The sequence below is a fragment of the Candidatus Hepatincolaceae symbiont of Strigamia maritima genome (assembly GCF_055505085.1).
The window spans coordinates 1-13,275 of record NZ_DBKDTU010000028.1 but is presented as its reverse complement, the minus strand read 5'-3'; the positions used below and the strand labels follow the sequence as shown (position 1 = coordinate 13,275).

Below are 13,275 nucleotides of genomic sequence, written 5' to 3'. Positions count from 1 at the left end.
ATATATAATAATCTAAGAAGGATGTGTAAAATGAAAGCATTAGTATTTCAAGGAAAACATAGTAAACAATATATAGAACAACCGATGCCTATTATTCAGAAAACAACGGATTGTATTATTAAAATGTTAAAAACCACAATTTGCGGTACGGATTTACATATTTTAAAAGGAGATGTCCCTACCGTAGCTGATGGTAGAATTTTAGGACATGAAGGTATAGGAATCATAGAAGAAATAGGTAGTGGGGTTACTAAATTTAAAAAAGGAGATTTAGTAATTATTTCTTGTATTACTTCTTGCGGGAAATGTGATTCTTGTAAGGATAAACTGTATGCACATTGCAGTGACGGAGGTTGGATCTTAGGTCATTTAATTGATGGGACACAGGCTGAATATGTAAGAATACCTCATGCTGATAATAGTCTACATTTGTTACCTGAGGGTATAGATAAAGAAGGAGCGGTAATGTTAAGTGATATTTTTCCTACCGGTTTTGAAATAGGAGTATTAAACGGAGAAGTTAAACCCGGAGACGTTGTAGCTATTATAGGTGCTGGTCCCATAGGATTGGCAGCTCTTTTAACGGCACAATTTTATTCTCCTAGTAGAATAATTATGGTTGATTTAGATGATAATAGGTTAGAAACTGCTAAGAAATTTGGGGCAACAGATGTGATTAATGCTAAAAATATTGATCCTATTGTCAAGATTATGGAGACGACTAATAATAAAGGTGTGAATGTAGCAATTGAAGCAATTGGAATTCCGGAAACCTTTAATGTTTGTCAGGAAATTATTCAAGCTGGAGGATATATTGCTAATGTAGGAGTACACGGTAAAAGTGTAGATTTTCAACTTCAAAAATTGTGGATTAAAAATATTACCCTACGCACAGGGCTAGTTAATACCACTACCACCCCGATGTTGTTAAAAACTGTAGAAGCTACAACCTTAAAACCTGAGCAATTAGTAACGCATCGCTTTAAATTAGATGATATTATGCAGGCTTATGAAGTATTTACCCATGCATCCCAAGAGAAGGCTCTAAAGGTCATTATAGAAATGTAAAGGACAGGAGCTTCAGTACTCTCTTCAAAAGTGTTCTAAATATAGGTACTGAACTAGGTTTTGGTAGATAATAATATTAATGAGCATCAAACCAGTTATTTGCAATACCATAATCAACTACTAAGGGAACTTTAAGGGTTACAACTTTTTCCATAGATTGTTTGAGTATATTAGCAATGGTTTCTGTCTGAGATAAATCATGAACTTCTAATACAAGTTCATCATGAATCTGTAATAGTAATTTTACAGGTAAATCATTTTTTTTAATTAAGTTAAAAATTTTAATCATACTTTTACGCATAATATCTGAGGCTGTACCCTGAATAGGAGCATTAATAGCAGCTCTTTCGGCAAAGGTTCTAAGCAGGGCATTTTTATTGTTAATATCTTTTAAAAAACATTTTCTGCCGAAGATAGTTTTTACATAGTGATTTTTTGCAGCCGCAGTTTTAGTTTGTTCCATATATTCACGAATACCGGGATACTTAATAAAATAATTGTTAATATAAGTTTTAGCATCATTCCTAGAAATTCCTAACTGTTTAGCTAAACCAAAAGCAGAAATACCGTAAATAATGCCAAAATTAATAGATTTAGCTTTTCTTCTTAAATCAGAGGTTACTTCTTGTTTACTAACATTAAAAATTTCAGTGGCAGTAATACTGTGAATATCCTCTTGATGAGTAAAAGCAGTTATTAAATTTGGGATGTTAGCAATATGTGCTAAAATCCGTAATTCAATTTGTGAATAATCTAAAGAAATCAAGGTAGTATTTTTAGACGCAACAAAAGCTTTTCTAATTTTTTTTCCTTCAAAGCTACGAATAGGAATATTTTGTAAATTAGGATCTATTGAAGATAAACGTCCGGTAGAAGTTGTTGCCTGTAAAAAAGTAGTGTGTACTTTTTGAGTAAGAGGGTTTATATGTTTTACTAAACTATCGGTATAAGTACTTTTTAATTTAGCTAGATGTCTCCATTTTAAAATTAATCCGGCAATAGTAACCCCTTCTTCCTCTAGACTTTCTAAAACTTCACTCTCGGTTTTCCATGATCCGGTTTTATTCTTTTTACCTTTAATTTTTAATTTTTCAAAAAGGATTTCTCCGACTTGTTTGGGAGAACCTAAATTAAAATTCTCTCCGGCTAAATTAAAAATTTCTGTTTCAAAAATAGCTAATTTTTGGGCAAAGTCAATACTTAGTTGTTGAAGGATCTCTCCATTTAAGGTGATTCCCTGCTGTTGCATACTATATAATACCTTAATTAGAGGTTTATCTAAATTTTCATAAATACTTTTTACGGAGGTATTTAAAAGTTTTAGGTTATAAATCTCAAAAATCTTATATAACCAATATCCGGATTGCCGTACAAAAAGTTCTTGTGCTAGTTTATTAGCAAATATATATTCAACAAGCTTAGCTAAAGATTCTAAATGGCTGTTATATCCTTCAATTGTATAAAGTATTAACATGATATCTTCAAAGGCATGAAGCTCTAACTCTAGTTTATCTAACCAAATAAGAGTATTTCTAAGATTATAAAAGAGTTTTTTAATACTTCTATCTGCTAAAAATTTCTTAAAAAAATCTTTGAGCTCCACATCACTAATGCCTTGATTGGTAGATGCATTAAAAAAATCATTAGTATCTATAGGAGAGGAAACTTTAATAAAATAACAGTTTTGATTATCTAAGTATAAACTTATACCTACTAATTGGTTGTTAGTTTCAATAAAATAACAAGCACAAGTTCTAATTTCTTGTAGTATTTCTCTCAGGAGTAGTAATTCAGAATTTTTAGTAATTATTTGAATTTCTAAGGGTTTTTCTATTGTTTTCGGAATCTCGGTTGTTATTTTAGCAGGTATAGAGATATCCAAATCTTTAATAATAGCTAAGTCTAATTTATATTTAGTTACTAAATGCATAGCTAGGGATTTAAAAGACTGTTCTTGAAAAAATTTATATAAAATATAAGGGTCAAGGGAAGTAGTTTGTAATTCTGTTAAACTATAATCCAAGGGAACATCTTGTTTAAGGGTAACTAATTCTAAAGATACTCTAGCTAAAGCTTCACCGGTTGAGAGTTTTTCTTTTAAAGAAATTTTATTAACTCTTTCAAGATTCTCATAAATTCCCTCAATGCTTCCGAATTCATTTATTAGTATAGATGCTGTTTTATGACCTAATCCTCTAATGCCAGGAATATTATCCGAACTATCTCCCATTAAGGCTTGTACTTGTATTACTTTGCTAGGAGGTACTCCAAATTTTTCCAGCACTTCTGTGTCTGTAATTTTTTTCTTCTTCATAGCATCATATAGAAATACTTTAGGGTTAATTAACTGCATTAAATCTTTATCAGAAGAAATAATCATTACTTCAAAGTCTTGTTCTACAGCTAATTTAGCATAAGTTGCTATAATATCATCAGCCTCAAAGCCTTCTTTTTCTATAATTTTGATATTAAAAGCTTCTACTAATTCTCTAATTAAGCTAAATTGCGGAATTAACTCAGGGGGAGCAGGAGGACGATTGGCTTTATATTCTTTATAAATATCCTGCCTAAAAGTTATTCTTGAGGCATCAAACACCACAGTTATGGCATCTACTTTAAGATTCTCTAAAGTAGACATTAAAATTCTAGCAAAGCCGTATACTGCGTTTACTGGGGTGCCATCAGCTCTATTAAGTGGAGGAAGAGCATGAAAAGCTCTAAAGATAAATCCTGAACCATCAATTAAACAAAGAATTTTAGACATAAATAGTAATTATTTACCTATATAAATAAATTTTTGAGAACAATAACTGCAAATTATTTCAGTTTCTTTAATATATAAATAAACTTTAGGATGCCCTAAACCCTCTACAGAAGAGCCTTTACAATGTACTGCTCGCTGTATGGTCTCTATTACCTCTTTTGTTTGAGGATTTGTTATAACAGAGTTAGTGTCTCTTCCGGTAGATGTATCAGATTGAGGTATTTTGGTGTTTTTTAGTTTCTGCACTTTGGTAATCCATAGTATTTTACTAGTATTATAATAGTATCTCTATACAAGAAATATACAAAATCTACGTACAAAATACAAAACAAAAACATATCTATGGTTAAACTTTAGGATATTTTTTTACTTTGTATGAAAGGGTTGTAATGTCTAATTTTTCCAAGAAATTCTATTGTAGTTCTTGATATGTTATAAGAATTAAGTTAAGATTTCTTGTTCAATACAGGATTAGTTATCAATATGTCTGATGCAATAAATATACAAAATCTCATAAAACAATATAAAACAAAAATCTCTAATAAAGTTGCTCTTGATAATATAAGTTTTAGGGTAGCAAAAGGTAAATTCTTTGCTTTGTTAGGACCTAACGGAGCCGGTAAATCAACACTAATTAATATTATAGCCAATACTGTTATTAAAGATGCAGGATTAGTAGAAATTAACGGTTATAATATAGATACTCATTTAAAAATGGCTAAGCGTTCTATTGGTATAGTGCCTCAAGAAATTTATATTGATCCTTTCTTCTCATGCATAGAATATCTCTTAATGAACCAGGGATTTTATGGAATTAAGCCAAATAAAACAGAAGTTTTAGAAATATTGGATATTATGGGTATTAAAGATAAAACTAATACTAATACTAGAGAATTATCAGGAGGAATGAAAAGAAGATTACTAATTGCCAAGGCTATGATACATGAACCTGATATTTTAATTTTAGATGAACCCACAGCAGGAGTTGATATACAATTAAGAAAACATCTCTGGAGTGAGATGTTAAAATTAAAAGCTAAGGGTAAAACTATAATCTTAACAACTCATTATTTAGAAGAAGCAGAACAGTTGTGTGATGAAATTGCTATTATTAATAAAGGCAAACTTATTCTAATAGATAACACAAATAATCTCATGAATAAGATGGGTTCTAAAATCTTAGAAATTGTTTTAGATAAACCTTTACTAAAAATGCCAGAATCATTAAAAAATTATACTTTTACACAACAAGATAATACTGTAATTATTACCTATCATAAAAATGAAGAAACAGGACAGCTTATTGCAGCCTTAGTGCAAAACGGATATGTTGTTAATTCCGTACAAACTAAGAACTCTTCCTTAGAAGATATTTTTATAAGTTTAACCCAAAAATAAAATTTATTATAATATAGTAGTAAGATGTATAAGACTATAACTTATGAAGTGTAATGATAAAAACTTGTGCCTGTAGCTCAGTGGATAGAGCATTGCCCTCCGAAGGCAAGGGTCAGAGGTTCAACTCCTCTCAGGCACACCAAAATATGAAGAATTATTTATAAAATATATGCTAACTATTAAGTAATAAGGAACTAATAACTAAAGGAATAGAGATGAAACGGGTAATTTTAATAGTATTAGATTCAGTGGGTATAGGTTATGCAAATGATGCTAAAGAATTTGGTGATGTGGGGGCTAATACCTTAGGAAATATTGCTAAAAAGTTTCCTAATATTAAAATACCTAACTTAATAAGTTTAGGGTTAGCTAAAGCTTTAGAAAGTGCTTCAGGAATTAATGTTTTGGATACTAAAGTTATCCCTAGGGGTTATTACGGATTTGCCCAAGAAGTTAGTAAAGGCAAAGATACTATTAGTGGGCATTGGGAAATAGCCGGTTGTCCAGTTCCTTTTGAATGGGGATATTTTAGGGATAAGCAAAATACCTTTCCTAAGCTATTACTTCAAGAAATTATTAATGAGACTAAAATAGAGGGAATTTTAGGAAATTGTCATGCCTCAGGCACTCAAATTATTGAATCCTTAGGAGAGCAACATCTTAAAACGAAACAGCCTATTTGTTATACTTCTGCAGATAGTGTTTTTCAAATAGCCGCACATGAAACAGTATTCGGTTTAGAGAATCTCTATAAACTCTGTGAGATAATACGAGAAAAAGTTTATAAGTATAATATCGGACGGGTAATAGCACGTCCCTTTTTAGGCTCTAATAAAAAGGACTTTTATAGAACTGTTAATCGTAGAGATTATGCCATTAAACCTCCAAAAGATACGGTTTTAGATAAAATGTTAAAAAAGGGCGGTGAAGTTATAGCTATAGGGAAAATTTCTGATATTTTTGCAGGACAGGGAATTAGTAAAAGCATTAAAGCAACAGGCATATCAGATATTTTTAATCAAACTCTAAATCAAGTAAAAAACAATCAGATCTTCTCTATAATTTTTCCTAATTTTGTTAATTTTGATTCTGATTTTGGGCATAGAAGAAATGTTTTAGGCTATAAAGAAGCTTTAGAATATTTTGATAAACAGCTTCCTGAAATTTTAACTCAGTTACAAACTGAAGATTTATTGATTATTACTGCCGATCATGGTTGTGATCCTACTTTTAAAGGCACTGATCATACCAGAGAATATATTCCTATAATGGTATATAATAAGCATTTAGCATCTAAATCTTTAGGAAAATTAGAGACTTACTCAGATATAGGGCAATCCATAGCTAAATATTTAGGATTGGAGGCAACTGCATCGGGTAACTCTTTTTTATAAAATATAAAAACTAACTAAAATAAAGGAAATAAAATGACTACTCCACACATTAATGCTAAAAAAGAAGATTTTGCAGAAACAGTTCTTTTCCCTGGGGATCCTCTAAGAGCAAAATTTATTGCCGAGAATTTTTTGCAAAATTCAAAAGAAATAACAAATGTTAGAAATATGTTAGGTTTTACGGGAAGCTATCAAGGGGAGAGAATTTCAGTAATGGGTAGCGGTATGGGAATTCCATCCTGCTCTATTTATGCAAAAGAATTAATTGGCCAATATAATGTAAAGAATCTTATTAGGGTAGGAACTGCTGGAGGATTAAATGGGACTAAAGTTAAAGATATTATTATAGCCGGTGGTGCGTCAACAGATTCTGCGGTAAATAGAAGTAGATTATTAGGATTTGATTTTGCAGCAACTGCTTCCTTTCATTTAATGAAAAATGCTTATGAAACAGCTCTTAGAAAGGGTATTCCAGTTAAAGTAGGTACTTGTTTTTCTTCTGACTTATTCTATCATCCGCTTGATGCTTTAGTAGATAGAATGGAGGCTATGGGTATATTATGCGTAGAAATGGAGGCAGCAGGGCTTTACGGGGTAGCTGCTGAATATAAAGCTAATGCTTTAAGTATTCTTACAATTAGTGATCATATTAGAACTAGAGAGACTATGAGTGCAGAGGAAAGACAACTAGGACTGCAAACCATGATAGAACTTGCTATAGGCTCTATTTTTACAAAATAGATAAATATACATTAAAATGATTTATACTTAGTTATAAGACTAAATAACAAAGGTAATTTGGTGGATGGGTTATTGCCCAATACCCATCGGCATTTCTTGTTTTAATTGATTAGCATATGCGGATAGAGTTAGGATTAAAATCAGAGGCAGTAATAATTACTCTGTTGGCTACTAAGGATAAGGAAATTATCCCCATATTACATATAAAATATAAAATGCAGGATTTTTTACTCTTGATGTTACCTAAAGCTTTTTCTTCTAAGTTGAATAAGAAACTTTTAGTAGTTTTAAATTGTTCAATATTTATACATTGCTAAATTGTCATAGAACTGCACATCAAAAACCCAGAGATTAGATTTGCTATTATCTTTCTTTCTTAAAATACCTTATTGTAATAAAAAAGCAGGTATAAATACCTGCTTTTTTAATATTTAACAAAGTTCAGAGTGAAACAAAAGCACGAGTTAGAAACCTCCCATGCCACCCATTCCTCCCATGCCACCCATTCCCCCCATAGGAGGTATGTCAGCTTTATCTTTTTCAGGAAGTTCAGCAACCATTGCTTCTGTAGTTACCATTAAGGCGGCAACTGAGGCAGCACTTTGCAGAGCAACTCTAGTTACTTTAACAGGATCAATAATTCCTAGTTTAGTCATATCTCCGTATTCTGAAGATTGAGCATTATAACCATAGTTAGCATCTTTTTGCTCTAAAAGTTTTCCTACAATAACTGAAGCATCATCGCCTGCATTATTAATAATCTGACGAATAGGTGCCTCAAGAGATTTTGCAACAATTTCCACACCGCGTTTTTGATCATGATTATTAGGGTTAAGTTTAGTTAAAGCATGTTTAGAATAAAGTAGAGCTACCCCACCACCTGCAATAATACCTTCAGCTACAGCTGCTCTAGTTGCTTGTAGTGCATCATCTACTCTGTCTCTTTTTTCTTTTACTTCCATCTCAGTAGCACCGCCAATTTTAATAACTGCTACCCCACCTGCTAATTTAGCAAGTCTTTCTTGAAGTTTTTCTTTATCATAATCAGAGGTAGTTTCAGCAATTTGAGCTTTAATTTGTTTACATCTATCCTCTATAGCCGTTTTATCACCGCTACCTTCAACAATAGTAGTGGTATCTTTGGTAATGATAACTTTTTTAGCATGTCCTAACATAGAAATATTAATATTTTCTAGTTTTAGGTCTAATTCTTCACTAATTACCTGAGTTTTAGCTAGAATAGCTATATCTTCAAGCATAGCTTTTCGTCTATCCCCAAAACCAGGAGCTTTAACTGCCGCTACTTTTAACCCACCTCTTAGTTTATTAATTACAAGAGCTGCTAAAGCTTCACCTTCAATATCCTCAGCAATAATTAATAAAGAACGACTGCCTTGTACTACTGCCTCTAAAATTGGCACTAAATGTTGGACGTTTGAGAGTTTAGCCTCATGAATTAAAATTAAAGGATCTTCTAATTCAGTTACCATTTTTTCTGCATTAGTTACAAAATAAGGAGAATTATACCCTCTATCAAACTGCATACCCTCTACCACATCTAATTCAGAAGTTAATCCTTTAGCTTCTTCTACGGTAATTATTCCCTCATTTCCTACTTTAGCCATAGCTTTAGAAATCATTTCTCCGATTTCTTTTTCACCATTAGCAGAAATAGTAGCAATTTGAGAAATTTCATCATTAGTTGAAACTTTTTTAGCTTTTGATTTTAATTCAGTTACCACAGTATCTACCGCTAAGTCAATACCACGTTTTAAATCCATAGGATTCATTCCGGCTGCTACGGCTTTTACTCCTTCTCTTACAATAGATTGAGCTAATACGGTAGCAGTAGTAGTTCCGTCTCCTGCCTCATCATTACTGCGGCTGGCAACTTCTCTTACCATTTGAGCACCCATATTTTCAAATTTATCGTTTAAATCAATTTCTTTTGCAACAGTTACACCATCCTTAGTAATTCTAGGGGCTCCGTAGGATTTTTCTAATACTACGTTACGTCCTTTAGGTCCTAAAGTTACTTTAACTGCATCAGCTAAAATATCTAAACCTTTTAACATTTTTTGTCTTGCATCTGCTCCGAATTTTACATCTTTTGAAGCCATATCTAGTTCTCCTTAATATATTTAAGATTTTTAATTAATTGTTATTATTATTATTTTATATAATACCTAAAATTTCTGATTCTTTCATGATGAGGTATTCAGCACCATCAATCTTAACCTCAGAACCACCCCATTTAGGAAATAATACTTTATCGCCCAACTTTACTTCTAAAGGGCGAACCGTACCATTATCTAATAAGGTACCATTGCCTACTGCCACAATTTCTCCTTCCATAGGTTTTTCTTGAGCACTATCGGGAATTAAGATTCCCCCGGCACTTTTATTTTCTTGTTGTAATCTTTTGATCAAAACTTTATCATACAAAGGTCTAAATTTCATTGTTTCCTCTTTTATTTAGGTTAATTTTATAATTATTGACAATATGTAGTTAGTATTAAAAAACTATGTTGTCAAGAGTATTTATGTTATCTTTATAATCATAGCATTATATAAAAAAAAGTATAGTAAATAAATTAGTTCATAGATTAACATTACCCATGCAACAATTCCTAGACAATCTCAATAAAACACAGCTTGAAGCAGTACAAACCATAGAAGGACCTTTATTAATTTTAGCCGGAGCCGGTACCGGTAAAACTAGGGTGTTAACTTCAAGAATAGCTAACATTTTAGAAAATAAATATGCTAATGCTTTTGAAATTTTATCCGTAACTTTTACTAATAAAGCTTCTGCTGAAATGAAAGATAGAATTACTGAGATGACAAAACTTCCGGTAGATGGTTGGTGGATTGGTACTTTTCATTCTATAGGGTTAAGAATTTTAAGAAGGCATTGTGTTGAGGCAGGATTAAAAAATAATTTTACTATTTTAGATACTGATGATTGTAATCGGATTTTTAAGCAACTATTACTTGAGAGAAATATTGACCCTAAGACTTTACCTATAAATTATGTAGCTAATTTAATTTCAAGGTGGAAGGATAGAGGTTTAATAGCAAGTGCAGTACCCCAATCTGAAAATAAAACTTTTAATACCACATCTTTAATAGATTTGTATAAGGCTTATCAAACTAGATTGGTAGAGTTAAACTGTGTTGACTTTGGTGATTTATTAATGCTGGTTTTAGAGGTGTTGAAAACTCACGGAGAAATATTAGCTTATTGGCAAACTAAGTTTAAATATATTTTAGTAGACGAATATCAGGATACCAATATTGTACAATATATGCTCTTAAGATTGTTAGCTCTAAAATACGGAAATATCTGTTGTGTCGGTGATGATGATCAATCTATTTATTCTTGGCGTGGGGCAGAAATCGGTAATATTTTAAGATTTGAACAGGATTTTTTAGGGGCTAAGATTTTACGCCTTGAGCAAAATTATCGTTCTACCTCACAAATTCTTGGTGCGGCTTCTTCATTAATTGCTAATAACCAAACCAGATGGGGGAAAACTCTGTGGACTAACCAAAATGACGGAATTAAGGTAAGAATTCATGAAGCAATGGATGGCAGACAAGAAGCTGAATTTATTATTAAAGAAATCAGAGCTAAACATGAAGAAGGGATTTCCTATAAAAACATGGCAATTTTAGTGCGAGCAAGTTTTCAAACTAGAGAATTTGAAGAGAGGTTTAATAGTTCAAATATACCGTATAAATTAGTAGGCGGTACTAAATTCTATGATAGAGCTGAGATTAGAGATGCGGTTGCACATTTAAGATTAATTTATTTATCAGATGATGATTTAGCTCTAGAACGCATTATTAATATTCCTAGGAGGGGTGTTGGCGGAGCTTCGCTAACTAAAATTAGAGAATTTTCTAAAACTAATAAAATTTCTATGTTTTTAGCTATTAGTTTAATGTTGGATAGAAAGCTCTTAAGCGGTAAAATAGCTCAAGAATTAGAGAAATTTGTTGAAATTATTAATAGTTATAGTGCTAAAATTAATACTGAACCTCTGTCTTTATTAGCAGAGGAATTCTTAGAAAAGATAGGCTATATAGCAATGTGGCAGTTAGAGAAAACTACAGAAGCTGAAGTTAGAATAGAAAATTTAAAAGAGTTCTTTAGTAATTTAAAAGAATTTAATACTATTCAAGAATATTTAGAACATATTAGCTTAAATATGGATCTTTACGCTTTAAGCAATGATAGTCAAGTTTCAATCATGACACTACATGGAGCAAAAGGTTTGGAATTTGAAGTGGTTTTTCTACCGGGATGGGAGGAGAGTATCTTTCCTAACCAAAGATCCTTAGATGAAGGTGCAGAAAAGGGTTTGGAAGAAGAGAGAAGATTAGCCTATGTAGGAATTACTAGAGCTAAGAAACAAAGTATTATTTCCTATGCCAATAATCGCTCAATGTATGGGGGGTGGCAATCTTGTTTGCCTTCAAGATTTTTAGAGGAGATTGATAAAAATTTTGTGGAAAAAACCTCAAGTGCTATGCAAAAACCTTTTTCTGCTAAAGAATTTGATCATACTTTTGCTTTTCCGGAAGTAAAAAATCCCCAAGATAATTTTAGAGGAAGATTTTTAAAAAAAGGACAGGGAGTTATGCATAAAACTTTTGGATACGGAGTAATTATTATAGTAAGCGGACCACTATTAGTGATAGAATTTGATGATTTTGGAGAAAAAAGTGTTATGGCAAATTTTGTAGAAATTGTAACGTAAAGAGTATAAGTTATTATTTTAAAAAAGCAAAAATGTATTAAGGAAAATAATTTTGGGTAGGTTTATCACAAGGTTGGCTACTTCGAATAGGAGATTGCTTGCAATTATAAAATCTAGTTGTAAAATGCTACCCTACTCCTAAAAGAAACACAGAGTAGGATGTTATAAAAATTATATGAACTATTTACCATATAGTGATAAAATATAGTAATTTAGATATGAAATAAATTTTTTAGGTAACTCCTACATGCAGAAATTAAAAATTTTCCTCTTAGAAAAGAATAAAGAAATATTAGAAGAATTTTTAGTAGAAAAAAGTTTCGGAATTTTTATCTACGGAGCAATTGGGTTTGAGAAACTTATAGATAGCTCAATGGAAGCAAATTCCTTAGAGGAGGCTTTTTTAGAATTACATTACACTAAATGGATTATTGAAGTTAGTCTTAACACTGAGGTTGTACAAAAAAATTTAACCGAAGAAATTACAGAATTTGCAGTTCATAATGATATTTTTTTAGAAAAGTTAGAATTTTTTATAGATAATACAAATTGGGTATTAGAAAATAAAGAGCTTTTTACACCATTTTTTATTAATAATTTTTATATTTATCAAAATACAATTCCTCAAAATTTAGATTCTACAATAATTCCTATTAAAATGGATGCTACACTGGCTTTTGGTAGTGGTAAACACGAAAGTACCTCACTTTGTTTAGAGTTAATAGGTAAATTAATAAAACCGAATAATAAATTCCCTTATATGCTTGATATGGGAACCGGAACTGGTATACTTGCCATAGCTATGGCTAGTATTGTCAAAAAATCTCTAGTTTATGCCTGTGATGTTGATACTATAGCAGCCTCTGTTGCAGAGGGGTATATTTCTTTAAATCAACTTGATTCAAGAGTAATAGTAATACGAAGTACAGGATTTAGTAATGAGATTTTTCAAACCTTAGGTACTTTTAATGTGATTATAAGCAATATTTTGTTAAATCCTATATTAATAATGGCAAATGATTTTTATAAATTTTTAAAACCTAAAGGGTATTTAATTCTTGCAGGTTTTTTAGAGAAAGATATAGCAACGCTTAATAAACAATATCTATCACTAGGCTTTAAAATTATAGAAATTCGGTGTAAA

The 13,275-nt window shown here is 31.3% G+C and carries 10 protein-coding genes and 1 tRNA gene; 7 read left to right on the top strand and 4 right to left on the bottom strand.

Going from position 1 to position 13,275, the window contains the following annotated elements; translation table 11 throughout:
* Positions 1 to 1,068 (top strand): zinc-dependent alcohol dehydrogenase family protein (locus ACQCX0_RS00720; RefSeq protein ID WP_462562176.1); only part of this gene is annotated, 1,068 nt, incomplete at its 5' end.
* A gap of 76 nt (positions 1,069 to 1,144) precedes the next feature.
* Here the strand turns inward: ACQCX0_RS00720 and polA are convergent.
* Both polA and ACQCX0_RS00710 read right to left on the bottom strand, forming a co-directional pair.
* On the bottom strand, positions 1,145 to 3,832 hold the full coding sequence (gene polA, locus ACQCX0_RS00715; protein ID WP_462562174.1) for a DNA polymerase I: 2,688 nt from the start codon (positions 3,830 to 3,832) through the stop codon (positions 1,145 to 1,147).
* 9 nt (positions 3,833 to 3,841) lie between these two features.
* Positions 3,842 to 4,078, bottom strand: coding sequence for a zinc-finger domain-containing protein (locus ACQCX0_RS00710; RefSeq protein ID WP_462562173.1), 237 nt, complete (start codon positions 4,076 to 4,078; stop codon positions 3,842 to 3,844).
* Positions 4,079 to 4,315: 237 nt separating this feature from the next.
* Between ACQCX0_RS00710 and ACQCX0_RS00705 the strand changes: the two genes are divergently transcribed.
* The 4 genes from ACQCX0_RS00705 (at position 4,316) to deoD (ending at position 7,365) form a co-directional block, all read left to right on the top strand.
* A complete protein-coding gene (locus tag ACQCX0_RS00705; RefSeq protein WP_462562171.1) occupies positions 4,316 to 5,230 on the top strand; it encodes an ABC transporter ATP-binding protein in 915 nt (304 codons plus the stop codon).
* 66 nt (positions 5,231 to 5,296) lie between these two features.
* Positions 5,297 to 5,372: transfer RNA gene (locus ACQCX0_RS00700), tRNA-Arg, on the top strand.
* 73 nt (positions 5,373 to 5,445) lie between these two features.
* Positions 5,446 to 6,624: a phosphopentomutase gene (locus ACQCX0_RS00695; RefSeq protein ID WP_462562170.1), complete on the top strand. Its 1,179-nt coding sequence runs from the start codon at positions 5,446 to 5,448 to the stop codon at positions 6,622 to 6,624.
* Between the two features lie 33 nt (positions 6,625 to 6,657).
* Positions 6,658 to 7,365, top strand: a complete 708-nt coding sequence (gene deoD, locus ACQCX0_RS00690) for a purine-nucleoside phosphorylase (RefSeq protein WP_462562169.1) — start codon at positions 6,658 to 6,660, stop codon at positions 7,363 to 7,365.
* A gap of 464 nt (positions 7,366 to 7,829) precedes the next feature.
* On the opposite strand, the gene groL is transcribed toward deoD, so the two are convergent.
* Complete coding sequence (gene groL, locus ACQCX0_RS00685) at positions 7,830 to 9,485, bottom strand: chaperonin GroEL (RefSeq protein WP_462562167.1); 1,656 nt, start codon at positions 9,483 to 9,485, stop codon at positions 7,830 to 7,832.
* Positions 9,486 to 9,540: 55 nt separating this feature from the next.
* Positions 9,541 to 9,825: a co-chaperone GroES gene (locus ACQCX0_RS00680; RefSeq protein ID WP_462562165.1), complete on the bottom strand. Its 285-nt coding sequence runs from the start codon at positions 9,823 to 9,825 to the stop codon at positions 9,541 to 9,543.
* A gap of 158 nt (positions 9,826 to 9,983) precedes the next feature.
* Here ACQCX0_RS00680 and ACQCX0_RS00675 point away from each other — a divergent pair, with 158 nt between their 5' ends.
* Positions 9,984 to 12,131 (top strand): ATP-dependent helicase, encoded by a 2,148-nt coding sequence (locus ACQCX0_RS00675; protein ID WP_462562163.1) that lies wholly within the window; start codon positions 9,984 to 9,986, stop codon positions 12,129 to 12,131.
* Positions 12,132 to 12,378: 247 nt separating this feature from the next.
* On the top strand, positions 12,379 to 13,275 hold an 897-nt coding region (locus tag ACQCX0_RS00670; protein WP_462562161.1), incomplete at its 3' end, for a 50S ribosomal protein L11 methyltransferase.